The organism is Streptomyces sp. NBC_01439, assembly GCF_036227605.1.
In the GTDB taxonomy this organism is placed as follows: Bacteria; Actinomycetota; Actinomycetes; order Streptomycetales; family Streptomycetaceae; genus Streptomyces.
Map to the genome: position 1 here is coordinate 1,096,236 of NZ_CP109487.1, position 24,527 is coordinate 1,120,762.

Here is a 24,527-nt window from a genome sequence, read left to right on the forward strand (position 1 = left end):
TCCGGCAGCATGTCAGACCTCCCGGCTCCGGGGTTCGAACCCGGTCCGGCGAGTCCGCTCGTCGTGCCGGCGAACATCCGCCTCGATACGCAGGGTCAGAAGCGGCAGGGCGGCCGCGACCGCCGGCGTGAGCCCAGTGCCCAGCGAACGGTCCGCCCCCTCGACCGCATACACGATGAGCCGGCCGGGGCCGCGCCCGACGCGGTCGGCGAGGCACACGGCCTCGGCGAGCCCCAGCCCGTGGGTGCTCTGCCTGCCTGCGGCAGCGGGGTGCGGCATCTCGCCGGGAGCCACACACCACCGGTGTGTTCGCCCTGGCTGAGCCGCAGGTGGGAAGCAGGCGTCGACGACGAGGGTGAGGGCCTTGCCTTCCCAGAGGCCGATCAGTCGGCCGGGGTCTCCGTCGCACTGTGCGAGGTCAGTGCCGGACGGGAGAGGTCGCTGTGCTTTCCATGCGCGCAACAAGGCGATGGCGGCCCACCCCAGCCCGTCATCGCGCCGGAGCTCGTTTCCGATCCCGATGACCGCAGTACCGGCGAGAGGCTTCACAGGTACCCACTTCCTTGTCCGGGCGTCTCCAGGAACAGCCTGCCCTGCTAGCGGGATGAGGTCCTGTGCCACGGGGCAAACGGCGTATGGTGCGGTACCGAGTGCGGGGCGGCGCGCCAAGGCTCTGAGGCCGACCATCGGACTGACAGCCGTGGAAGGGGACCGTTCGGCACTGGCCCTCCGATCAACAGGGCACCGGAAACCCCGTCGGCACGGCCCACTGGGCCACACGCGAGGCCGGCCTCAGGAACGCGTCCCCTCCTCGCCACTCCACTGCCGATAGGCCGCCACGACCGTCGGAAGCGTGGGGTAGAGACGGCCGACTCCGATGGATGCGGTGAGGCCGTACGCGTCGAGGTCGTCGCGCAGGTCCTCCTTGACCCGGGCCAGCGCGAAAACGATTCCCCGGCATTCGAGCTCGCGGCGAAGGCCGTCGACAGCATCGAGGGCGGTGATGTCCACCTCTACGTTGGCCTCGGTGTTCAGCACGAACCACTGGACAGGCTCGCGCTGTACGTCGACGGCGGCCAAGGCGCGACGGCGGAAGTCTTCTGCGTTCGCGAAGAAGAGCGGCGAATCGTAACGGTAGATCAGCAGGCCGGGGATGGTTCGCGCCTGGGGATAGTCGTCAACGTCATGCATTCCGGCTACGCCGGGAACGAGACCCTCGATCGCGTCGTGCGGGCGGGCGACCCGTACCAACAGCTCGGCGACGGACAGAGCCACCGCCACCAGCACTCCGGCCAGGATGCCGAAAGTGAGGACACCGAGGGTGCAGCCGAGGGCCAGGAGTAGCTCGCGTCGCCGGAACGCGGCAAGGCGGCGGAACTCGCTCAGCTCCACCAGACGTACGGCGGCGTACACGACAATGGCGCCGAGGATCGCGCTCGGGGTGTGGGCCAGGAGTGGACCGAGGAAGAGCAGGACGGTCAGCACGCAGGCGGCGGAGACGAGGGAGTACACCTGGCTGCGCGCGCTCGCCGAGTCGGCGAGGGCCGTGCGACTGGCGCTACTGCTGACGGGGAACCCCTGGACCATCCCGGCCCCGAGGTTGGCGGTTCCCAGCGCCAGCAGTTCCCGGTTCGCGCGCAAGGGGGTGGGGTCGTCATGGGAGGCGAAGGCCCGGGCCGTGAGGATGACGTCGGTGTATCCGACGAGCAGGACGCCGAGGGCGGGAAGCAGGAGCTGAGGAACGTCGGTGAGAGCGGGAAGGACGGGGGCGGGCAGGCCCGCGGGTACCGCGCCGATCACGGAGATGCCGTACTCGTCCTCGAGTCCGAAGGCAGCAACGGCCGCCGTCGCCAGCACGAGAACGAGCAGCGGGCCCGGCGGCAGTCGCGATACGTGCGGCAACGCGAACAGCAGAGCCAGCCCGACCGCACCGAGGATCACCGTTGGCCAGTGCACCTGGGATGCCTGCCGGAAGAACGAGAGCAGCTGCGGGAAGAACTCCGAGCCCGTAGTGGAGACGCCGGTCAGGCGGGGCACCTGGTCCACGATCATAATCAGGGCAACGCCTGCCAGATAGCCGACCAGCACGGGCCGGGACAGCAGATCCGCGAGGAAGCCCAGCCGCAACGCCCGCGTACGCCATGACCTGGGGCACGAGGTACGCGGCGACAGTGACACCTGCGAGCGCATCCCCTCGCAGCCAGCCACGCCGGTAGCCGGTAAGAAAGGGCGGCTTCCAGACGAACTCCCGTGGCGGCACGACCCCTCCTCCGTCGACAACGACAGGCTTGCGCACGAACGACGCCTTCCAGGCAACGCGGTGTCGACGCCGCGGCGTCGGATGGGCGGACGGGCGAGGTCGTCCACGCCGGAAACTCACGGCAGGGCGCGATCACCCGTGCCCGCCTGCCGTCCGTGGTCGCGCGCGAACGCATCGAGAGCCTGCCTGGGCGGGCCCTGGGTGTGCAGGAAGCGCTCGTCCAAGATGCCCGCGAGGTCTTCCAGGGCGGAACGCAACACCGTGGCGGCGAGCCGGACATCCCGGTGCCCGGCCTCCGAAGCCTCATCGGCGATGTCGAGGGCGTAGCCGATCTGGAGGGCCAGGGAGGTCCGTTCGTCGCCGTCGTGGAAGTAGTAGGACTCCGCGTACTGGAGGAAGTCGACCGCTGCCACGGACAGTGCTGTGGCCAGGCCGTCCAGCATGGCCGCCCCGGCCGGGGAGTCGATCTGTTCCTTCGAGGGGTGGGTACGGGAGAGGTGGGAGAGCCGCAACGCAAGAGCCCTGCGGCGGGCCAGAGCCGGATAGATGCCGAGGATCCAGGAGACCGTCGCGGTCAGCAAGGCGAACCCGACCAGCGCCTCCAGGGGTGCGAGGAGGCGCAGCCAGCCCTCGGCAGGTGCGACGTCGCCGAGACCGAGCGTGGAGAGCGTGACCAGCGAGACGTACGTCGCGTCCAGCAGGCCTGCATGGTCGTCGGGCTGCAACCCGCCCGCGTACACGAACGCGTCGGGCATGTGAGGCCAGTAGATCAGTGCCCACCCCGCCGCCACGGTGAGGGCCCACAGGGCGACGACAGACACCATGGCAAGCGGACCCGCCAGGCCGGCTGCCGTACGACGGGTGCCCAGGGCGAAGGACAGCCGCCACAGTGTGGTCATGACCAGCCGGCTCAGCCCGCCGTGACGCGTCGGGTGCCACAGCGTGTGGAACACGTCCCGGAGGATCAGCAGTACCAGGGCGGCGCCCGTGGCCGTCACCAGCCAATCCATCCGGAACCCCTTTTCCGCTGCGTTTCGCCCAGGTTCGCGCACCTCCGTGGTCGCTGATCGCAGCCCACGCCGTCCCCCGGTGTCAGAAGCGGGGCCGGACCTCGCCGGCGGCCGGAATCGGCCGAGGTTCCGGCCACAGGCGGAACCCGGTGACGAGTTCGGACCGGATCCGCAGGATGCGGGGCATCGCCTCGTTCCTCCACGGATCGAGCAGCGCCGCGAGCCGTTCGGCTTCGTCGCGGTTCACGACGAGCTCGGCGTAGCCGACCACCACGACGCTCCAGCCGAGATGCGTGTCGGGGTCGATGGCGTCGGCTTCGTAGGCGAGGACGATGCCGGGCTCGCCCGGCATCGCCACCAGCGACGCGTGTGAAGCGCCTTCGTCGAGCTGCACGAGCACGTCCTCCCCGTGGACGATGTGGCTCATCGGCCGGATGACTGGCAGCGCTTGGTGGGTGAAGACGATGCGGCCGAGCGAGACGGTACCCAGGAGCCGCAACGCTTCGGAGCGGTCCAGCTGCTCCGTGGACCGCGCGGGGTCCGGGGCAGGGCGGTGGTCCGGTCTCCTGGCGGTTTCGTGATCCATCACGCGTCCCTCCGCTCCGGCCCTGTCTTGTCGGCCTCGGCTTCACTCAGCGTCTTTTCCGTCTCGCACGCCGTGCCAGGGCCGAATGGTCCCCTGTCCTGCGGAATCGGGGGCCGGTCGGCCCATCCCCGGCACCTGCAGTGCCGCTCAGACTTGAATCGGAATCGGCCGGAGGCCGCCATGAGGACCACTCCCCCTACGGGGGTGGCCGAGCGGACAGGTTCTGGATCGTCCGAACGGGCATCGTCGCCCTGGGCACGGCAGTGCTAGCTATCCCTGGCGGCCGGTGTCGGCCACCTGAACCGCCAGCAGTGAGGAGTCCGTCATGCCCGCGTCCCGGTACACCGTCAGCGACGTCATGACCCATACGGCTGTGGCCATCGGCCGCGAGGCTTCCTACAAGGAGATCGTCGAGCTGATGGACCAGTGGAAAGTCAGTGCTGTTCCCGTCCTGGAGGGCGAGGGGCGCGTCGTCGGAGTGGTCTCCGAGGCGGACCTGCTGCCGAAGGAGGAGTTCCGGCGGGACGACCCCGTGCTTCCTGATCAGCTGGAAGAGGCTTCCAAGGCAGGGGGTGTGCTGGCCGAGGAACTGATGTCGAGCCCAGCCGTGACTGTGCACCCCGACGCCACACTCGCCGAGGCTGCCCGGATCATGGCGCGAAAGCACGTGAAACGCCTCCCCGTGGTGAACGGTGTGGGGATGCTGGAGGGAGTCGTCAGCCGGAGCGACCTGCTCAAGGTGTTTCTGCGACCGGACGAGGAGATCGGCGAGGAGATCCGCGACTCGGTTCTCACCGGGCTCGCTCCTCCCGTACATCTGCAGGCGTCGGTGAAGGAGGGCGTCGTCACCTTGCGCGGATCGCTCCGTGATCGCGCACTGGTGCCGCTGATGGCCCGTGCGGTCCGTGCCGTGGAAGGCGTGGTGGACGTGCGGATGGAACTGGAAGGGCAGCCCACCAGAGCCTCCTGAGGCCTCTTACCGCCCCGGAACCCGGGGGCGCCGCCCAGGTGCGTCCGCCCGATCCCCTGAGACAATTCGCATGAAACATACACAGAGCGGATCGACCACAGGGGCGTACATGTCCGACGTACCGGCAGCCTCCTACGAGGGCACCGTCCGGGTCTTCCTCTTGGACGACCACGAGGTCGTACGCCGCGGCCTGTACGACCTGCTGGACGCGGAGCCGGACATCGAGGTCGTCGGTGAGGCGTCCACCGCCGCGCAGGCGCTGACCCGCGGACCGGCGCTGCGCCCGGACGTCGCCGTACTCGACGTCCGACTGCCCGACGGCGACGGGATCACCGTGTGCCGCGAGCTGCGCTCGCGCATGCCGGAACTCGCCTGCTTGATGCTGACCTCGTTCGATGACGAGGACGCGCTGCTCGACGCGATCATGGCTGGTGCGGCCGGCTACGTCCTCAAGCAGATCAAGGGGTCCGACCTCGTCTCGGCCGTACGGACGGTGGCGACCGGGCAGTCGATGCTGGACCCGGCGACGACCGCCCGCCTCATGCACTCCCTGCGGGACCCGGAGGCCGTCAAGGCCCCGGATGACGATCGGCTGGCCGCTCTCTCCGAGCGGGAGCGTTCCGTACTCGAACTGATCGGCGAGGGCCTCACCAACGCGCAGATCGCCAAGCGGCTGTACCTGTCCGAGAAGACGGTCAAGAACCACATCTCAAGGCTGCTGGGCAAGCTGGGGGTGGAGCGTCGGGTGCAGGCCGCTGTCATCGCCACGCAGGTCCATGAACACGAGCCGGAGCACGGCAAGGGCCGGAGCTGAGTGACTACGGGGCGTGCTCACCTGGAGGGTGGGCAGTGGCCTCCACCGCCCAGTGGGACCCGCCATTCCAGCTTTGTGCCCTGCCCGGTCGGCCCGTGCGCCGAAACGGAGAGTTCACCACCCAGGCGTTCGGCCCGTTCACTGAGATTGCGCAGCCCGCTGCGACGACCTCCCTCCGCCATTCCCACTCCGTCGTCGGTGACCAGTACGGTCAGTACGCCCTCGACGGCTGCGATGGACACTTCCGCCCGGCTTGCCCTCGCATGCCGGGCGACGTTGGTGAGCGCCTCCCCGACCACGGCGAGTGCCTCGTCCGCGGTCTCGGCGGGTACGTCGGTGTCGATCAGGCCCTCCATCCGCAGGGCCGGGGCGAACCCGAGTACCTGGGCAGCCTCCTCGACGGCCTGAACGGCACGGAGCCGCAGCTTCGGCGGCACCCCGGATACTTCGTGTTCACGAAGCCCGAAGATCGTCGACCGAATGATCTTGATGGTGGCATCCAGGTCGTCGATCGCCCGGGCAAGTCGTTCCGAAGCCTCGGGATGCTCGACGAAGGGTTGCGCGCTCTGCAGGGTCATACCTGTGGCGAAGAGGCGCTGGATGGCGAGATCGTGCAGGTCACGGGCAATGCGGTCGTGATCCTCCAGCATGCTCATCTGCTCGGTGTCCCGGCGCCGGTCTGCGAGCTCCAGCGCCACGGCGGCCTGGCCGGCGAAGCCGGGCAGGGCTGCGATCTCGGCGCGGGCGAACGCCGGGCGGCCGCGCCTGCGGGCCAGGATGAGGACGCCGCTCAGCTTCTCCTTGGTGCCGAACGTGACGGCGACGGCGGGGCCGAAACCCTTCCACCGTTCCGGCTGCACGGTGATCCGGTCGTCGGCCCCGACGTCGGCCACGGTGATCAGTCCGTCCTCCTCGCCGAGGGCAGCGGCGGCCAGGGTGCCTTCACTGCTGGGCAACACGATGCCGCGATGTGCCTCGGCGCCCTCCCCCAGGGCTAGCGAGCCGCGCAGCTCCCCGCTCTGGCCCACAAGGTAGAACACACCGATGTCGGCGCCCGTGATGTCGCGAGCTCGCTCCAACATCCCCTCCAGCACCTCCGTCTCGGCCGAGCCGGAGAGCAGAGCACGGGTGAAGTCGGAGCTGGCGGCCAGCCAGCGCTCCCGGAGGCGTACCTCTTCGAAGAGGCGGGCGTTCTCGACGGCAATGCCGGCCGCCACCGCCAGCGTGGACAGGACCGCCTCGTCCTCCTCGTCGAAGTCGATACCACCCCGCTTCTCGGTCATGTAGAGGTTGCCGAACACGTCCTCGCGAACCCGGATGGGGACGCCGAGGAAGGAGTGCATCGGGGGGTGGTGGGGAGGGAAGCCGTAGGAGGCGGGGTGACCGGACAATTCCGAGAGCCGGAGCGGCTCGGGGTGCCGGATGAGCTGGCCGAGGATGCCGTGGCCGGAGGGCAGGTCGCCGATCTCGGCCCGGAGGTCGTCGCTGATGCCGACAGGAAGGAACTGGGCGAGCTTCTGGTCGTCACCGATGACGCCCAGCGCTCCGTACTCCGCGTCCACCAGGACGACAGCGGCTTCGACGATGCCACTCAGGACCTGTGGCAGATCGAGCTCCCGACCGACGGACATCACAGCCTCGAGGAGCCCGTTCAGCCGGTCCCGGGTGCCGCGCACCTCGTCGATACGAACCTGGAGCTCCTCGAGCAGTTCGTCCAGCCGGAGCCGCGGAAGCCCAGGACGCACGGGACCCAGCTCGTCCCCGCCCATGCGTACCTCCAGCGGCGCCCCGGGGAAGTTCGGCCTGCCTCTTCACCGTATCCCTGCCCCCACCTTCCCGCTCAGGCTGAAGGCATCATCCGGAGTCGTCCGCGCCGAGATGCCGAATGTGTGCGTCCGGTCCCGGGAAGAAGAGGGTGGTCCTGCCGGTGTCCGACCAGCGGACGTCGTAGGGCGGGGTGCCGTCGTCGTGGTGCAGTCCGACGACTTCGCCGTCGCGACCCGCTTTGCCCACCGTCGGCCCGCCCACCACTATCTCGTCACCGACGCGAGCGTGGGGTCCGTGCTCGGACGTGCGCGTCTCCATGATCATCATCTCCTTCGGAATGCGTGCCGTGCGAGTCGGGCCGCCGCGAAGCCACTGGTGAGGGCGGCTGATGCTCGGCCAGTCGGCGTTCCGCTTCGAGGTCGGTGAGCCCGCCGGGCGCGCGTACCGGTACCTCTGCGGTGGCCGGGGTCATGGCCATGGCGGTCCTATTCGGCCGGAACCGTGATCACCGGACAGAAGGCCCGGTGCAGCAGTCCGTGGACAACGGAGCCCAGGCGCATGCCGGAGTAGCCTCCTCGTCCGCGACGGCCCACCACCACGGCCAGGGCGTGCTCGGCGGCTTCCGCGAGCTCTTCCACCGGGTGCCCGATCGGGACCTCGTGGGAGAGCACCACGTCCGGGTACTTCTGCGACCAGCCGGCCGTGGCCTCGGACAGCATCCGCCTCTGAGCCTGCAATGCGACCTCCTCGTCGTGGAGCAGGAAGACCGGCGGCTGCCACACTGCGATGGCGCGCAGTGCTGCGCCGCGCAGGTCGGCTTCCTCGAAAGCAAGCGCCAGCGCAGCCTTCGAGGACTCACTGCCGTCGATGCCGACGACCAGGTAGGGCGTCTCCTGGGTGGTGTGCTCGGGGTTTCCCACCACGACGACGGGGCAATGCGCCTGGGCCACGACCGGGACCACCGTGGAACCGGCGCTGAAGAGTTCCGCGGTCCGGCTCAGGTGACGGGATCCGAGCACGAGCATGCGGGCCTGGTGAGACAGGCGTCCGATGGCGGGAACGGGGAATCCTTCGATCAGATCAGTGGCTGCGTCAAGCCCCAGGTGTCGGTCCCGCGCCCAGTCGTAACCTGCCGTAAGAGCTTCAGAGCCCGCCTGGCGCAGAGCCGTCCTGCGGGGTGTGTCATCAACCTGCCGCGTACGCTGCGGCGGAGGCACAGCCACGACGAGTCGGAGCCCGATCCCACGACGGTGGGCCTCGTCCGACGCCCAGGCAAGGGGCAAGTGCCAGTCCCTGGCCGGGTCGATGCCTACGACGATCTCGCGGCGTTCGGCGGTGGCCATCACGATCCACTCCCGTGCTCGTCCGGGTGGCGCGGGATGAGCAGCACAGGGCAGTGCGAGTGGTGTACGAGGCTGTGGGTGTGCCGCCCGAGGGTGGGTCCCAGGTATGCGGACGCCCTGCGACCGCCCATGACCAGCAGGTCGGCGTGCCGGGAAGCCTCTACGAGAACACCGGCGACGGACGCGCTCTTCTCGGCATCCGCCCGCACGGTGAGGTCCGGGAATTCCCGGCGGATTCGCTCCGTCAGCGCGGTCAGGTGCCGGACGTACTCGTCGGCGATCTCCTTGATGTCGTCCATCATGGTCATCACGTCGCCAACGGACTGGAGCACGTTCCACACCTGGAGCAGCCGCAGCTCGGCCTTGCGCAGCTCGGCCTCGCGCGCCGCGTAACGCACACAGTCCAGATCTCGCTCGTCACGGACCCCGGCGAGTACCGTCCCGCTCTCGGCGCCGCTTTCGGTTCCCCTGACGATGATGACGGGCGTCTTCGCACCGGCCGCCACCTTCAGGCCCACGGATCCGAGCAAGAGGGAGTTGAATCCGCCCAACCCCCGGTTGCCGACCACTATGGTGCCGCGACGACCAGCGGCCCGGTGCAGGCTGGCCACGGGGTCGCCACGACCGAATTCCGTGGTGGCGACCAGGCCGGGGTGCTGCTTCTTGACCGCAGCAGCGATTTCGTCGAGCAGTTCGCGGCCGGCAACACGGACGCGCTCAATGGTCTCGACAGATGCGTAGAGTGCCCGGCCGTCCGTGTCGGCGCCGTACACGATGTGCAGCGGACGCCCTCGGCGTTCGGCCTCTCCCGCTGCCCAGAGCGCGGCCTGACGGGCGGGCTCGGAGCCGTCGACGCCGACGACGACGGAGCCGAGTTCGGAACCGCTGACGGTGTGCTCCATGATTCCTCCTCGCCCAGGGCCAGTGAGGGTCTGACCTCACAGTGACACCGCAGGCCCCTGTGGGAAGAGGGCCGCTCAGGACCTTCATGGGGGCCAAAGGTCCCGGTCGGGCCTCCTTCGTGGTCACGCTGTGGTGTCCAGCCACCCGCTGTACGGCTTGAGGGACTCCTGCAGGGACGGAGCTCCGGCAGCCTGCATGTCGCCGTAGGCGGCTCGCTTCATCTGGAGGGCGAGATCCTCCATGGCACGAGCGACCGCGAGTTCGTCGCCGATCTCCGGGACGTCGTCGTCCTGGGGCGCGCAGCGGGCGGTGCCGTGGCCCGTGAGCCGGTTCGTACCCGTGTCGAGTTCCAGGCGTGCCTTCGTCGTGTGGTCCTCCTCGAAGAGGTAGAGACGGACCTTCCATTCGGCTGTGTGTGACATGGGAGCCTCCGGACGGGTTCAGGCGTTCGTGCTTCGGCGAGTGCGTCGGGCCCAGCGCCGGAATTCATCGGTGCCCCACACGAGGACCGGGAAGGTGGCGATGAGCGCGACGACGTCAAGGGAGAGGGCTGCGGTGCCGAACAGGTCTTGCAACGGCGGCGCGTAGACGAGCGCCGCGGCGAAGACCAGCTCGAAGGCGATGCCCGCGAGGAGCAGGTGGTTGCTGAACAGGCCGATCTCGCGCAGAGCAGCGTGGTCGGTGCGTGCGGCCATCGCCGTGCCGACCTGACAGGTGACGATGCCGGCGAAAGTGGCGGTGGTCGCGGTGACGTACGCGTGGTGGAGGGGGGTGCCGGGGCCGGTGGGGTCGCCGGGGTGCCAGCCCGCCCGCCAGAGCACGTAGAAGAACGCGGTCATGACCAGGGCGGCGGACACCGTGCCGAGCCATCCCCAGCTCCGGATGAGCATGTCGCGGGAGATGACCCCCTGCGAGCTCGGTCGCGGCGGACGGCTCATGACGCCCGGCTCGGCCCGTTCCCGGCCGAGGGCGAGGGCGGGGAGGGTCTCGGTGCCGAGGTCGATGGCGAGGATCTGCAGGACGGTCAGCGGCAGGGGGACGGTGCCGGCCGAGAGTGCGAACACCAGGAAGGGCACGACCTCGGGGGTGGCGTGGGCGAAGATGTAGACGATGAACTTGCGGACGTTGTCGTATACGCGGCGCCCGGATTCGATGGCGGCGACGATGGTGGCGAAGTTGTCGTCGGTCAGCACCATCGTGGACGCTTCGCGTGCCACGTCGGTGCCGGACCGGCCCATCGCGACCCCGATGTGCGCACGGTGAAGTGCCGGGGCGTCGTTGACACCGTCGCCGGTCATGGCCACGATCTGCCCGTGTGCGCGCAGCGTGTCGGCCACGTGCAGCTTGGTCTCCGGAGAAGAGCGGGCGAAAACGACCTCGGCATCGCCTTGTGCCAGGAGCTGGTCGAGCTCCTGGTCACCCACCGTCTCGGACTGGGCCACCACCGTGAGGCGCGGTACTCCGATCCCGACCTCCCGCGCGACGGCGGCCGCGGTGGCGCCGTTGTCACCCGTGACGATATGGACCCGGACGCCCGCGTCGTGACAGCGGCGGACGGCCTCCGCGACCTCGGGCCGCGGAGGGTCGTACAGGCCGACGAGCCCCAGAAGGCGCAGACCGCTCTCCGCATCGTGGCGCCGCGCCGGCGTCGCAGCCCCCTTCGGCAGGTCGCGCACGGCGACGGCCAGGACACGCATGCCGTCGTGGGCGAGCCGGTCCGCGGCGGCGAGCGCGGCAGTGGAGTCCCCGCCGTCAAGGGCGCCCACCACCGACTCTGGCGCGCCTTTGACGATGACGCGGGCGCCGTCCGGTTCCGCCTGCTGCACGACGGACATCAGGCGCAAGCGGGGGTCGAAACGGAAGAGGACCTGGCGGTCGGCGTCCCTCCTGTCGAGGTCGATGGGGGCGCCGTGGGCACCGGCTCCTTCGACCAGGGCGATCTCGGTCGGGTCCCCGTGCAGGTGGCCCTGGGCATCCCGCGTGACCGTGGTACACAGGGCCCCTGCACGGGCGAGTTCACCTGCCCAGGGGCCTTTGCTCGTACCGTGTTCAGGTGTCCACACAGTCTGGAGCCGCATGCGGTTCCGGGTGAGGGTGCCGGTCTTGTCGGTGCAGATCACGTTAGTGGACCCGAGAGTTTCGACGGCGCTCAGCCGCTTGACCACAGCCCCCTGGCGGGCGAGGGCCCGTACCCCGACGGCGAGGGCGAGGGTGATGATCGGCAGCAGGCCCTCGGGCACGTTGGCGACCAGCAGGCCGATGGCGAAGATCAGCGAGTCGGTCAGCGGGAGTCCTACGGCCACGCCTGCCACGAGGAACACCGCACCCATGGCGACCGCGACGGCGGCGATCAGCCAGGCGACCTTCTTTACCTGCCGCTCCAAGGGGCTGGGGTCGCGCTGGGTGCGCTGGCTGAGTGCGGCGATCCGTCCGAGTTCGGTGTGGTCGCCCGTGGCGAACACGATCGCCTGGGCCTGGCCCTCGGTGCAGGCAGTACCGCTGAAGACGAGGTTCGGCTCCTGGAGCAGCGGAGCCCCTGCGAGACCGGGGCCGGCGACGCGTTCGGCGGGGGCGGACTCCCCTGTCAGCATCGACAGGTCGACCTCGATACCGCCGTCTGTGAGGCGTCCATCGGCGGGGACCTTGGCGCCCTCTTCGAGGACGATGAGGTCGCCCGGCACGAGCTCGCGCGACTCGACGGCCGACGGTTGGCCGTCGCGGATCACCCATGCGTACTCGGGCAGATACCGGGCCAGGGTCTCCACTGCCTGCTCCGCCTGGCGCTCCTGCAGGAGCGCGAAGGCGGCGTTGACGATGACCACGGCGACGATGGCCCAGCCGAGGACCGCTATGTCCGCCACGAAGGCCAGTGCGGCAGCCGCCCAGAGCAGCATGGCCAGCGGGTGGACGAGCTGGCGGACGATCTCCCGGCCCAGGGAGGTACGGGCCTTGCGGCGGACCTCGTTGGGGCCGTAGACGGCGAGGCGGCGGGCCGCCTCGCGCGCGGAGAGTCCACTCGGCCCGGTGCCGAGTTCGCGCCTCAGGAGCGGCAACGGTTCGAGGGGGTCAGGGCTCAGGGGCAGCCCGTTGGCCGGAAAGGGGGGCCGGGTGGCTGCCTCAGTCATCGCCAGGTCCCTTTTCGCGTCGCAGCCTGCCGGACCAGCGCGGCTCCACGGCCTCCCACTCGTGCTCCCACTGGGCCAGGCTGCGGGTCTCGACGTGGAGCAGACGAAGGCGGACCACTGCCCCTGTGGCGAGGGCGAGCAGGCTGAAGGATCCGATTCCCGCGACTGCGGCCGTGAGGACGCGTTGGGCTTCGGCCGACGGCGCCTGCGCCTCCCTGCCCGCGTCATCGACCCAGATCGTGACCGTCCGGCCTGCCGGAGTGCCGAACGGGACGGAGATCGTGGCGGAGTGCTGGTGAGCAGCCGGGTACTCCCAAACGGCCGGAGCAACCGTCCGGGAGGTGCCGCCGGAGCGGTTGGAGACCGCGCGCTCCACGGCGCCGACCGTCGTCGCCTCGATCCGGTGCCGGTGGCGGGCCGCTTCCTGGGCACTGCGGCTTTCGGCGTCCCAGACGGCCGTCGTGACGACGGCGCCGCAGGACAGGGCGATCAGGAAGGAGAGCACGAAGGCGATGTTCCAGCGGCGCCGGGTCCGGTCGGCCGGACGACGCAGCTCGTTCGGACGTCCGCCGAACAGCCGACGCACGCGGTCGGCCGTCGCCGGGCGCGATCGGGTGGGCCCGTCTCCGGGCGTGCCGGGCTCGGACATCGTGCACCTCCGCGCTCTGGTACTGCCCGGCCGCTCAGCGGGGAGCGGCGAGTTCGGCGCTGATGTGGTGGGCCCACGTCCGGATCCGCTCGGGATTGCGGAAGTCTCCTCCCTTGCCCGCGCGGACCATGGCCCGGGCGATGAAGCCGGGCGTACTGGCGGTGATGCTGCCGCCGAAGGTGATGTGCTCGCGTGCGCCGAGGCGCTCCATCTCCCGGGCCACCGCAGGCACCGGCGCGATGTCGTGCTGCTCGGCGGAACTGTCCACGGGGCCGCTGCTGAACAGGTAGACCGGGCGGTGCTGGAGGTAGTGCTCGTTGCGTTCGGCGCAGCGCTTGGCCTTGCCGCTCCAGTGCCCGGCGTACAGGGCGCCGCCGAGCACCACTGCGTCGTACCCGCGTACGTCGTCCACGTCGTCGGCGGGGACCACGACGGCGTCGAGGCCGTCCTCACGCAGGGTCCTGCCGATCTCGGACGCGATTCCGGCGGTCGCACCGTGCTTGGTGCCGTAGGCGACCAGAACGCGCTTGGACGTCATGACGACTCTCCCTTGCCGTCCGCCGTGGTGCGCTTGACGGGGATGCTGCGCCTGGACTCCTCGGGCGAGGCCGGCATGGGCACGCGCACGGTGAGAATGCCGTCCTCGTACGCTGCCTCGACTTCGTCGGAGGGGATCGGCCCGGGCAGGCGCACAACTCTCTGGAAGGAGCCGTAGCGGAACTCCGAGTGATCCTTCTCCTCCTTGCTCTCGGTGTGCTCGGCGCTGACGGTGAGGGTGTCCCCCTCAACCGTGATCTGGATGTCCTTGTCCGGGTCCATCCCGGGAAGTTCGGCGCGCAGCGTGTACTGCCCCTCCTTGTTGGTCACCTCGATCGGGATCGGGAAGGTGTCGAACGACGACCGCCACAGCGGGAACCGTGGGAATTCGGTGCCGAACCAGTCCCTGAAATCGGGGAACGGGCTGCGCCTGCGCTCCAGGTGCGTTCCTGACATGGTGTGCTCCGTTCCGGCGCCCGATCAGCGCCTTCATGCGTTGCCTTCCTCCACTTTCACGAGACGGACGGCTGCTCCGCTTGAGACCATCGGGTCCCTGATGGGGCCGTTCGGCCCTCCCCGTACCGGACCGATTCGGCGGCGGCCACGTGGTGCTTGACCGCGGCGAAGCTGTCCGGGGCGACGGAGATGGAGTCGATCCCTGCCTTGACCAGGAACTCCGTGAAGGCGGGGTCGTCGCTCGGGCGCTGGCCACAGAGGCCGACGGGGCGGCCCGCTGCCTGGGCACGAGGGACGAGGATCTCGATGCTCCGGGTGACCGCCGGGTTGGTCTCGTCGAAGACGTGGGCGAGGGCTTCGGAGTCGCGGTCGACACCCAGGGTGAGCTGGGTGAGGTCGTTGCTGCCGATGGAGAAACCGTCGAAGCGTTCGGCGAAGTCCTGGGCCAGGATGACGTTGGCGGGGATCTCCGCCATGACGTAGACCTTCAGCCCGTTCTCCCCACGGCGGAGGCCTTCCTCAGCCATGACACCAAGCACCCGGTCGGCCTCTTCGAGGCTGCGACAGAAGGGGATCATGACGACGACGTTGGCCAGGCCCATCTCGTCGCGGACCCGGCGCAGGGCCCGGCACTCGAGGGCGAAGCCCTCCCGGTATCCGTCGCTGTAGTAGCGGCTCGCACCCCGCCAGCCGATCATCGGGTTGGCCTCGACCGGCTCGAACGGCCGACCTCCGACAAGCCGCGCGTACTCGTTGGTCTTGAAGTCGCTGGTCCGTACGATGACGGGGGCGGGCCACCGGGAGGCGGCGATCCGGGCGATGCCGTACGCCAGGCGATCGGTGAAGTAGCGGGTGCGGTCGAGGTATCCCTCGGTGAGCTGGTCGACGGCGCAGCGGTCGGCGGGGTCCAGGCGTTCGGGGTGCAGCAGGGCCATGGGGTGGACCTTGACCTGGTGCGCCACTATGAACTCCAGCCGGGCCAGGCCGACACCATCGGCCGGCAGGCGCCACCACCGGAAGGCGGCGGAGGGGTCGGCGAGGTTGAGCATGACGTGCGTCCGGGTGGCGGCGATGTCCGCGAGGTCGGTCTCGGTCTCCTCATAGGTGAGCAGCCCTTCGTAGACCTTGCCACGTCCGCCTTCGGCACAGGAGACGGTCACCTTCTGTCCGTCGTGCAGGGCCTGAGTCGCACGGCTGGTGCCGACGACGGCGGGGACGCCGAGTTCGCGGCTGACGATCGCAGCGTGGGACGTGCGGCCGCCGTGGTCGGTGACGATGGCGGAGGCCCGCTTCATGATCGGTTCCCAGTCCGGGTCGGTGATGCCGGTGACGAGCACCCCGCCGGACGGGAAGCGGTCGAGGTCGACGGGCGAGTCCAGGACGACGACGGGCCCGCTGCCGATGGCCTCGCCGACAGCGATGCCGTCCACGAGAGGCGTACCTGGCACGGCCGTCAGGCGGCAGCGGCGCAGGGTGGAGGCGGCGCGGCGGGACTGAACGGTCTCGGGCCGGGCCTGCACGATCCACAGGTCGCCGGTGAGGCCGTCTTTGGCCCATTCCAGGTCCATGGGGCAGCCGTAGTGCCCTTCGACGGTCAGCGCCCAGTCGGCGAGGAGCCTCACTTCGGTGTCGTTCAGGACCCTCTGCAAGCGCTCCTCGTCGGTGGTATCAACGGTCCGCGTCAGTCCATGTTCCGCATAGACCGCCTTCCGCCGCTTCGCTCCGACACGTACGTCGATCAGCGGGTCCAGATCCGGGTCCTTCAGGCTCGGCTTGAAGACGGTGTACTCGTCGGGGTCGACCTGCCCGCTGACGACCGTCTCGCCCAGTCCGCACGCCGCGCTGATGACGATGACCTCGGGGAATCCGCTCTCCGGGTCGAGGGTGAAGATCACCCCGGCACCGGCCAGGTCCGACCGGACCATGATTTGAACACCGACCGAGAGAGCGACCTGGAGGTGGTCGAAGCCCATCCGCTCCCGGTAGTCGATGGCTCGATCGGTGTAGAGGGACGCATAGCAGCGATGCACCGACTCCAGCAATTGGGCGGTCCCGCGCACGTTCAGGTAGGTCTCCTGCTGGCCTGCGAAGCTCGCCTCCGGCAGGTCCTCGGCGGTGGCGCTGCTGCGTACGGCAACCTCGGGGTCCGCGCGGCCTTCGTCGCGCCCCAGCTGCTCGTACGCCGAGACGATCTCGGCCCGCAGCCCTGGGGGCAGCGGCTCGGCGAGGGTCATCGACCGTATCGCGGCCCCGACCTCATCGAGCGCGGCGCCCTCGTGCAGGCGCGCGATCTGTTCCTCGATCCGCCCCCGGAGTCCGTGTCCGTCCAGCAGCTCTCCGTACGCGGCGGCCGTCGTTGCGAACCCCGGAGGGACGCGCACGCCGGCATCGGCCAGGTGGGCGGTCATCTCACCCAGTGAGGCGTTCTTACCCCCGACACTGCCGACTTCCTGCCGGCCGAGTTCCGCGAACGGTATGACGCGCCGCGTGCTTGCCATGACGACCTCCGGGCTCAATACGGGAGCGGGCGGCCGGACGGAGTGCGCAGGTCCGGCGGCGCGGGCTTGTGGGGCTGCTTCTGGCGGGACTGGATCCTGATGCGCTGCATCGTGGCCACCTCTGGGAAACGGAGCCCGTATCGGCATCCGGATTCCACGATCACACCGGGAGGTGGCTGCACCCCAGTGCCGAGAGGTGCAGCGGCAAGGGGCCGACCGGGCCTCACCGGGGAGGGGCCGACCGGCCCATGGCAGGCCGAGCAGGGAACCGAAGGGCTCATGCCCGACAGGCGCAGAGCGTGCAGGCTGGGGGTATGTCCGAGACGACGACCACCGACCTCTACGAGGTGACGATGGCGATGTCCTACCTGCGAGAGGGCATGCTCGCGTCGGCCACCTTCAGCCTGTTCGTCCGGGATCTGCCGCCCGGCCGGGGATTCCTCGTCTCCGCCGGGCTGGAGCCGTCCCTGGACTACCTGTCCCACTTCCGGGTGAGCGCGGATGACGTCCGCGATTTCGCCGTCGCGCTCCACAGACCGCCCGAGGAAGTGTCCGGCCTGCTCGGCCTGCGCTTTGACGGGGAAGTCCGCGCGATTCCGGAGGGCCACCTCGTTTTCGCCGGGGAGCCCCTGCTGGAGGTCACCGCCCCGCTCCCCCAGGCCCAGCTCGTCGAGACGTATCTGCTCAGCCAGATCTGCCACCAGACCGCCGTCGCCTCGAAGGCGGCCCGTTGCGTGATCGCCGCGGAGGGCCGGCCCCTGGTGGACTTCTCTCTGCGCCGCGACCACGGCCCCCAGGCCGGGCTGCAGGCCGCCCGGCTCTCCGCCATGGTCGGTTTCACCGCGACCAGCAATGTTGCCGCCGCCACCCGATACGGCATCCCCGCCGCCGGAACCATGGCTCACTCCTACATCGAGTGCTTCCCTAGCGAGGAGGAGGCCTTCCGGGCCTTCGCCCGCACCCATCCGGGCCCGCTGACGTTCCTCGTCGACACCTATGACACCGCACGCGGCGTCGCAATCGCCGGCCGTGTTCTCGCCGAGCTCCGGCGAGGGCCGGGCTGCGCGATCCGGCTCGACAGCGGCGATCTGGGTGAGCTCGCCAAACGTTCACGCCAGCTGCTCGACGCGGCAGGGCTGACCGACGTACGCATCATCGCCAGCGGCGGTCTGGACGAATACTCCGTCGCCGAACTCGTGCGCACTCGGGCACCGATCGACGTCTTCGCGGTCGGAACCCGGGTGGGCGTCGCCGCCGATGCTCCCTACTTGGACGCGGCGTACAAGTTGGTCCAGTACGACGGACGCCCGGTAATGAAGCTGTCCTCCGCGAAGGTCACCGCTCCGGCTCCCAAACAGGTGTTCCGCGGCCCCGGCTGCGCGGATGTGATCGGTCTGTCCGACGAGCAACCGCCTGACGGTACGGTGCCCCTGCTCCGTACGGTGATGCGGGACGGCCGCCGGACCGGCCCGCCCGACACCCTCGCCGCGGCCAGAGCCCGCTTCGAGGCTGATCTCGTGGATCTGCCGGAGGCAGCACGCCTCATCCATCGCCCCGAGAGCCCTGTGCCAACAGGTTCCCCGCAGTTGAAGGCCCTGACCTCGGTGGTGAGGGACCGTCTCAAAGCGGCATCCGCCGCCCCCGCTGACAGGAGCGGATGAGCGGGATCCGCTGATCAGCCGACTTCCATGCGGAACCACCGCTGCCGACCGGGGCCACGGACGCGGCCCGTCCACCGGGCAGGTACAGCGGAAGGGGAGGGGCTATTCGGGAGAAGAGGTGCGCGCGTGGCGAGCCGACCGTTGCCGAGCGTGCACAGAGCTTCCCACGCCTATCGTGCGGGTTCGATTCCCGTCTTCCGCTCCAAGACAGAGCCCCAGGTCAGCAACCTGGGGCTGTTGTCCAAACCCCTCAGGGCCCGCTGCCATTCTCGTGCCCCAAGTGCCGTAACGGGGCTTCAGTCCATCCGGGGGAAGAAGGAGGTGCCGGACGCGGACCGGCCGAGGCGGCCGGTCCGCAGTCGCTGGCGCCGGCCTGTCAGTGGCCCTCCTTGCGCCTGCCTCCGATTTGGAGCGGCCGCATCATCTCGTTGTCCTCGTGCTCGACGATGTGGCAGTGCCAGACGAAGCGACCGGGGTGATCGAACCGCGCCTTCACCCGGGTGATTTCTCCCGGATAGGCGATCACGGTGTCCTTGAAACCGAGCTCCCAGCTCTCCGGCGGAATGGGTGCCCCGTTGAACGGCTGCCGGTTCACCACCTCGAACGCCACCTCGTGGATGTGGATCGGGTGGGCGTCCACAGTGAAGTTGTGCAGTTCCCATGTTTCGGTCGCGTTCAGCCTCGGGTTCTCCGTGACCGGGTCGTCCCAGGCGAGCGAGACCGGATTGCCGGCGGAGTCGACCGTCCCGAGCAGGTTCTGGACGGGCGTTCCCGGTGGCACCAAGGGGTTGCTGGAGTTCGCCTCGTTGAGGGACAGCCGACGGGTGACGCTCGCCGAGCCAAGTGGCCTGATCCTGGGCAGCCTGAGCCGATCCGGCGGGACGCTGGTGTCCTTGCTCGCCAGAGGGCCGACCACGAACTTCATCACCTGCCCAGTGGTGGCCGGATCCGCCACAGGGAAGGCCACGCCCGGTTCGCCCCGGCCGAAGGGTTCGTCCGCGCCCTCGTTGATGAGGTACAGCTCGGTGCCTTCCGCAATCCCGGTGAAGTCGACGATGACGTCGGCCCGCTCCGCATTGGCCAGCAGCAGCCGCTCCAGCCGCACTGGTGCGGGCAGGAACCCGCCTTCGTTGCCGATCTGCCAGAACGGTACGGCCGACCGGGCCGGTCTGACGGTCGGACCGTCCGCGATCTTCAGGATGAGGAACCGGGCATTGCATCCATTGAGGAAGCGCAGCCTGTAGCGACGCGGTTCGACTTCGAGCTTCGGCCATGTCCGGCCGTTGACCACCATGGTGTTGGCGAAGAATTCGGGGTTCCAGATGGGGGACACATCGGTCGTGGGAATGTACGGACCCGCGAACCCGTCGAAGAATTCCCGGGTCGTGGGGTAGAACAGCGAGCCGTCCGAATTGAACGAGCGGTCCTGGATGGCCAGGGGGATCTCGTGGTATCGGGTACCCGGCCGATCTCCGGAGGCGGGCGCCGGGCCGGGCAGGGCCCCCTTGGGCAGGTCGCACTCACCGCCGCGGAGCAGATAGAAGCCGGCGGGTCCGGCGTAGACGTTGAGCCGGGTCAGACCCAGGGTGTGGTCGTGGAACCAGAGGGTCGATGCCCGCTGGTCGTTGGCGTACTGGAAGGTCGCGGTACCCGGATCCCACTTCAGGCGGTGCGCATCGGCGAACTTGTCCCGGAACTCGTTGTAGAACGAGCCCACGGTGGCGAATCCCGGAGGAATGTTGTTCGCGCGTGGCAGGTACCACGCTTCCGTGTAGCCGTCGCTCTCCTCGGTGGAATGCCCACCGTGCAGGTGCGTGACGATCGGTACGGGGCCGGTGTACGGACCCGGCGTCGATGTGAAGGTCGGCCGCGAATCCCGCCCGGCATTTCCGCCCGGCGGGTTCGCCCAGTGCAGGGTGGGGTCGACCGCCAGCAAGTGCGGGAGGAAACGGCCCTGGCTGTCGACGAGATCGTTCACCCAGGTGACCCGGACAGGCCTGTCTACGCTGGCCTCGATGGTGAACGACGGGTAGTTGAACGTGCTGTTGTCCCCGAGCGAGCCGTATCCCCACAGGGTGGTGGACGGCAGAGTGGGAGGCAATACCTGCTGGCTGAATTGCCGGACGCCGATGACATACGTATCGATGCCGTGCCGCTCCGGGTGCCGGGCCTTCGGCATCACCGGCGGGATCACCAGGTTGGTGACGTATTTCGGGATGGTCGTGGGGTCCAGGGTGGAGACTGGGAATTTCCCGACAGACCTGGCCCCCGGAACCACCGCGGTCTCGTTCGGGAGTGCCACCGCCTCATTAGGGGCCGGAAGGACCAGGGCCGCTCCACCAACGGCCCCGGCTACGAGCAGGCCTCTTCGCGCGATCATCTCTCTCGCCTTCTGCAGCCCGAGGGCATCGATCACTTCCTCACTCAATGTTAAGTGGAGTGCACGGTAAGTAATCGAAGGACGCCCGGCGTGGCGACGGGCTGTCGGGGCAGGCAGCGAGCGAGCCGCAACCGGCACAGTCATGGCCAATATCCGTTGCCGGCAAATAGCCTGCGCTCAGCCTCGGTTTTCTCGTGGTCCGTCGGCCTCCTGGAACCCCAAGGATGCGGCCGGGCGGCGTCGTTGTGTGCGGGCCGGTCCTCGTCGAACGTCTCGACCGCTCCGTCCCTGAGCGCTTCCGTGAACGCGTGCTCTTTTCGGGCGGCGACCGTCCATGCAGTGCCGCACGCCGGCGGATCCGCGGCGTTAATCTGTCGAAATCGGACTTCCACTCAACAGCATGCAGCGCGGCGGAATCGAGGAGGACCCCGTCGGTGTCCAGAACGACGGCTCGAAGCGGACTCACTGCCTGATCACCCGGCGCCCAGTGATCCGGATCGCGGTGACCTTCATCCAATGGGTCCTCGGGCCGCCGGCCCAGGGCAGGGAGTACGCGACTGCGTCAAGCCGACCGAGCTCCTCCGCGTCAGTGACGCCTCCCGCCTCGCCTACGACCATAACGCTCCAGCCCAGGCGCGTGGCGTCGTCGATGTGGTCGACCTCGAAGGCCACCTCGGTGCCGGCGGCCCGTGCAAGCACCGCGTCACCCGAGGTCCGGAATGCGATGTCGCGGCCCGCCACCACGTAGTTGACCGGGAATATCGCCGGACCCTCCGGGGTGAAGACGGCGACCCTGCCCACGCCGTGCGTGGACAGCAGCCGTCGGCACTCGGCTTCGGACAACTCGACCAGCTTGGCATCCAGCACGGCCGTTCCTCTGCCTGGCGGGTATTCCGTCGTCGCGCCGGAGAGTTCCGCGGCGGTCGTCCCGAGCGCGTCGGCGAGTCGCAGAAGGGAGCCGATCGCCGGCGCTGCCGCGTGTTCCTCCAGGTAGGTGATGTACGCGCCGTCAGCGCCGCAGCGCTCACCCAGTTCGTCCCGGGTGAGGCCGAGTTCCTCACGGTGCATGGCGATCCGCCGCCCGAGGTCAGTACGTCCGGCCGGCGCCTCTGTGGCGCCCGGCCCGTGCTGGGTTCTCCTCATTGTCTTCACGTCCTCTCGGTGTCAGGGCTGCGTGGCCGGAACCGTGGCAACGTGTGCCGGGGCTGTGGAGACCGGCGGTCACGATGGGGGCCAGGCCGATACGTCCCATGCCGAGGATCCTGACCGAATTCACCTCGGGCACGTCGCCTTCGGCGATGCGCTCGTCGAGGCCGCGGACGGTGACGGCGTCGGCACGGACGATCGCGCTGGCTGCGTCTGTCCGGGCCTTGGAAGGCGAGTGTCTTCACGACGCTCCCCTCTTCCCTTGCATACGTTAAGGAGGTTGCACCGCCAGGCTGGACCGGGCTCGACCGCCCGCGCATGGGCCGGTCGGTCCCCTGCGTGGGCCTGTCGGCCCCCTGTCGGCCCTTACACACGGTGCAATGGTGAGAACCGGATCCTCTTACCGAAGGGAGGGCGGGTCATGTCCGAGACAGCCCCGCGCCCCGCTACCGCCTCGCCCAGACCTGCACTCCTCCGGTTGCTCGGTGCAGTACGCACGGTCACCGGCAGCAAGTTCCTCGTCGAGAGCGACCACGCCCGCATCCTGGTCGACTGCGGGCTCTTCCAGGGTTTCGCGGACCTGCGCCGTCGCAACTGGGACAAGCCCGGCTTCGACGCCTCCGACCTCCGCGCCGTGGTCGTGACCCATGCTCACCTGGACCACTGTGGCTATCTGCCGCGCCTGGTCCGGCACGGCTTCCGTGGTCCGATCCTCTGCACCCCCGGAACGGCCCGCCTCGCCGAGATCGTGCTCCGCGACAGTGCCCGCCTCCAGATGGAGGCCGCCGAGCACGCCAACAGTCACGGCTGGTCCAAGCACCGCCCCGCCAAGCCGCTCTACGACGACTCGGACGTCGAGAACACGTTGAAGTTCTTCGACCCGGTCGAGGTCGGCAGCGAGATCGAGATCATGGCCGGAACGAAGCTGAAGCTGCACCACGGCGGACACATCCTCGGCTCAGCCTGGGCCCACCTCACGCTGGAGGACGGCCACACCCTGGCCGTCAGTGGCGATCTTGGTCGTCCCGGGCACCCCCTGCTGCTGCCCCCGGAGCCCTTCACCGGCGCCGACGTGCTGCTGATGGAGTCCACCTACGGCGACCGCCGCCACGACCACGAGACGGCACGGCGCGAGTTCGCTGCCGTGATCACCCGAACGCTGTCGCGAGGAGGAACCGTCGTCATCCCGGCATTCGCGATCGACCGGACCGAGGTCGTCCTGCACGAACTGGCCGAGCTGCGCGGTGACGGCACGCTACCCCGCCACGTGCCCGTCTACGTGGACAGCCCCATGGCCCTGGCCGCCTTGGACGTGTACCGCGACGCCCTGCGGTCCCGCGCTCCCGAACTGCGGCCCGAGATCCTGGCCCAGGGCGAGGCGGTGTTCAGCCCAGAGCCCTTCCTGGCCGCCCGTACCGTCCAGGAGTCCATCGACATCAACAGCACCACAGGCCCCGCGGTCATCGTCTCCTCCGCCGGCATGGCCACCGGCGGCCGGGTCCTGCACCACCTGCACCGGCTGCTGCCCGACCCCCGCAACGCTGTCGTGATCGTCGGCTTCGCCGCCGCCGGCACCCGCGCCCGCGACCTCGTCGACGGCGCCCGCACCCTCAAGATGTTCGGCGAGTACGTCCCCGTACGCGCCGAGGTGGCCGACGTACCCCACTTCTCCGCCCACGCCGACGCCGACCAGATCATCGACTGGCTGCGCGCCGCACCGCCCCCACACACCACCTACCTCGTCCATGGCGAGGAGACCGCCGCCGAGACCCTCCGAGACCGCATCGACCTCGAGCTGGGATGGACGGCCGTCGTACCCAAATCCGGCGAGGCCGTCCTGGTCCGTTGACCCGGGCCGTATGGGCCCTGCGGTATGCACCGCGAGGCCCTCCCGCACCCCAAGAGACCGGCACGACCCTGAAGGGGAACGGCTGGAGGCACACCATGACCGCCATGACCACTCTCCTCGACGAGATGGAACCCGAAGCACGCCAGGCTCTGCTCGCCCACGCCCACCGCGTGGACATCCCCGCCGGAACCCGCATCTTCAAGGAACGGCAGCGGGCCGACCGCCTCTGGATCATCGAGAACGGCACCGTCGACCTCGACCTGCACGTCCCCGGCCACAAGGCCGCCGTCGTCGACACCCTCGGTTCAGGAGAGCTCCTCGGCTGGTCATGGATGGTCCCTCCCTACTCCTGGCACCTCGGCGCCGTCACCACCCACCCCGTTCGAGCGCTCGAATTCGACGCCGAGGCCGTACGGAAGCTCTGCGACGAGAACACCGCCGTGGGCCGTTGCATATCGACCGCTGTCGCCGCAGTCATCGCCCGTCGCCTCGACTCGGCCCGTACCCGGATCCTCGACCTGTTCGCGCCCCACCACAGCGACATGCCGCTCGCCTACGCCCGCTGAGGACCAG

Annotated in this window: 19 protein-coding genes and 2 pseudogenes; 5 read left to right on the forward strand and 16 right to left on the reverse strand. The window is 69.3% G+C overall.

Annotated features, from left to right (window positions below):
• Nucleotides 1-12 precede the first annotated feature (12 nt).
• The 4 genes and pseudogenes from OG207_RS05065 to OG207_RS05080 all read right to left on the reverse strand — a co-directional run bounded on the left by OG207_RS05065 (nucleotide 13) and on the right by OG207_RS05080 (nucleotide 3,856).
• A complete protein-coding gene (locus OG207_RS05065) occupies nucleotides 13-687 on the reverse strand; it encodes a hydrogenase maturation protease (protein WP_443072662.1) in 675 nt (224 codons plus the stop codon).
• A gap of 105 nt (nucleotides 688-792) precedes the next feature.
• A pseudogene (locus tag OG207_RS05070) lies at nucleotides 793-2,260 on the reverse strand (SulP family inorganic anion transporter).
• A 116-nt stretch (nucleotides 2,261-2,376) separates the two neighbouring features.
• On the reverse strand, nucleotides 2,377-3,270 hold the full coding sequence (locus OG207_RS05075; RefSeq protein ID WP_329096276.1) for a potassium channel family protein: 894 nt from the start codon (nucleotides 3,268-3,270) through the stop codon (nucleotides 2,377-2,379).
• An 82-nt stretch (nucleotides 3,271-3,352) separates the two neighbouring features.
• The gene (locus OG207_RS05080; RefSeq protein ID WP_329096278.1) at nucleotides 3,353-3,856 is read right to left on the reverse strand and encodes a pyridoxamine 5'-phosphate oxidase family protein; all 504 of its coding nucleotides are present in this window, start codon (nucleotides 3,854-3,856) and stop codon (nucleotides 3,353-3,355) included.
• A gap of 325 nt (nucleotides 3,857-4,181) precedes the next feature.
• Between OG207_RS05080 and OG207_RS05085 the strand changes: the two genes are divergently transcribed.
• Nucleotides 4,182-4,826 carry a CBS domain-containing protein gene (locus tag OG207_RS05085; RefSeq protein ID WP_329096280.1) on the forward strand — a complete coding sequence of 215 codons (645 nt, stop codon included), beginning with the start codon at nucleotides 4,182-4,184 and terminating at the stop codon, nucleotides 4,824-4,826.
• 109 nt (nucleotides 4,827-4,935) lie between these two features.
• Nucleotides 4,936-5,640: a response regulator transcription factor gene (locus OG207_RS05090; protein WP_329096282.1), complete on the forward strand. Its 705-nt coding sequence runs from the start codon at nucleotides 4,936-4,938 to the stop codon at nucleotides 5,638-5,640.
• 17 nt (nucleotides 5,641-5,657) lie between these two features.
• Here OG207_RS05090 and OG207_RS05095 read toward each other — a convergent pair whose 3' ends face one another.
• The 10 genes and pseudogenes from OG207_RS05095 to ppsA form a co-directional block, all read right to left on the reverse strand.
• Complete coding sequence (locus OG207_RS05095; RefSeq protein ID WP_329096284.1) at nucleotides 5,658-7,409, reverse strand: sensor histidine kinase; 1,752 nt, start codon at nucleotides 7,407-7,409, stop codon at nucleotides 5,658-5,660.
• A 106-nt stretch (nucleotides 7,410-7,515) separates the two neighbouring features.
• Nucleotides 7,516-7,725 (reverse strand): annotated as a pseudogene (locus OG207_RS05100) (DUF1918 domain-containing protein); the annotation flags it as partial.
• A 167-nt stretch (nucleotides 7,726-7,892) separates the two neighbouring features.
• Nucleotides 7,893-8,750 carry a universal stress protein gene (locus tag OG207_RS05105; protein ID WP_329107440.1) on the reverse strand — a complete coding sequence of 286 codons (858 nt, stop codon included), beginning with the start codon at nucleotides 8,748-8,750 and terminating at the stop codon, nucleotides 7,893-7,895.
• Nucleotides 8,750-9,652: a universal stress protein gene (locus OG207_RS05110; RefSeq protein ID WP_329096286.1), complete on the reverse strand. Its 903-nt coding sequence runs from the start codon at nucleotides 9,650-9,652 to the stop codon at nucleotides 8,750-8,752. Before OG207_RS05110 ends, OG207_RS05105 begins: the two co-directional genes overlap by 1 nt.
• 123 nt (nucleotides 9,653-9,775) lie before the next feature.
• Nucleotides 9,776-10,075: a DUF1876 domain-containing protein gene (locus OG207_RS05115; RefSeq protein WP_329096288.1), complete on the reverse strand. Its 300-nt coding sequence runs from the start codon at nucleotides 10,073-10,075 to the stop codon at nucleotides 9,776-9,778.
• 18 nt (nucleotides 10,076-10,093) lie between these two features.
• Entirely contained in the window at nucleotides 10,094-12,778 is a 2,685-nt protein-coding gene (locus OG207_RS05120) for a cation-translocating P-type ATPase (RefSeq protein ID WP_329096290.1), read from the reverse strand.
• Nucleotides 12,771-13,427, reverse strand: a complete 657-nt coding sequence (locus tag OG207_RS05125) for an Rv1733c family protein (RefSeq protein WP_329096291.1) — start codon at nucleotides 13,425-13,427, stop codon at nucleotides 12,771-12,773. Before OG207_RS05125 ends, OG207_RS05120 begins: the two co-directional genes overlap by 8 nt.
• A 34-nt stretch (nucleotides 13,428-13,461) precedes the next feature.
• On the reverse strand, nucleotides 13,462-13,965 hold the full coding sequence (locus tag OG207_RS05130) for a flavodoxin domain-containing protein (RefSeq protein ID WP_329096293.1): 504 nt from the start codon (nucleotides 13,963-13,965) through the stop codon (nucleotides 13,462-13,464).
• Nucleotides 13,962-14,420: an Hsp20/alpha crystallin family protein gene (locus OG207_RS05135; protein ID WP_329096295.1), complete on the reverse strand. Its 459-nt coding sequence runs from the start codon at nucleotides 14,418-14,420 to the stop codon at nucleotides 13,962-13,964. Before OG207_RS05135 ends, OG207_RS05130 begins: the two co-directional genes overlap by 4 nt.
• 56 nt (nucleotides 14,421-14,476) lie before the next feature.
• A complete protein-coding gene (gene ppsA / locus OG207_RS05140; RefSeq protein WP_329096297.1) occupies nucleotides 14,477-16,918 on the reverse strand; it encodes a phosphoenolpyruvate synthase in 2,442 nt (813 codons plus the stop codon).
• A 314-nt stretch (nucleotides 16,919-17,232) separates the two neighbouring features.
• Between ppsA and OG207_RS05145 the strand changes: the two genes are divergently transcribed.
• Nucleotides 17,233-18,579, forward strand: coding sequence for a nicotinate phosphoribosyltransferase (locus OG207_RS05145; RefSeq protein ID WP_329096299.1), 1,347 nt, complete (start codon nucleotides 17,233-17,235; stop codon nucleotides 18,577-18,579).
• A gap of 376 nt (nucleotides 18,580-18,955) precedes the next feature.
• Here the strand turns inward: OG207_RS05145 and OG207_RS05150 are convergent, their stop codons facing one another.
• Both OG207_RS05150 and OG207_RS05155 read right to left on the reverse strand, forming a co-directional pair.
• The gene (locus OG207_RS05150) at nucleotides 18,956-20,995 is read right to left on the reverse strand and encodes a multicopper oxidase family protein (protein ID WP_329096301.1); all 2,040 of its coding nucleotides are present in this window, start codon (nucleotides 20,993-20,995) and stop codon (nucleotides 18,956-18,958) included.
• A 426-nt stretch (nucleotides 20,996-21,421) separates the two neighbouring features.
• Nucleotides 21,422-22,102 (reverse strand): helix-turn-helix domain-containing protein, encoded by a 681-nt coding sequence (locus OG207_RS05155; protein WP_329096303.1) that lies wholly within the window; start codon nucleotides 22,100-22,102, stop codon nucleotides 21,422-21,424.
• Nucleotides 22,103-22,526: 424 nt separating this feature from the next.
• Here OG207_RS05155 and OG207_RS05160 point away from each other — a divergent pair, with 424 nt between their 5' ends.
• The gene (locus tag OG207_RS05160) at nucleotides 22,527-23,954 is read left to right on the forward strand and encodes an MBL fold metallo-hydrolase (protein ID WP_329096305.1); all 1,428 of its coding nucleotides are present in this window, start codon (nucleotides 22,527-22,529) and stop codon (nucleotides 23,952-23,954) included.
• 104 nt (nucleotides 23,955-24,058) lie between these two features.
• Entirely contained in the window at nucleotides 24,059-24,520 is a 462-nt protein-coding gene (locus tag OG207_RS05165; protein WP_329096308.1) for a Crp/Fnr family transcriptional regulator, read from the forward strand.
• Nucleotides 24,521-24,527 lie beyond the last annotated feature (7 nt).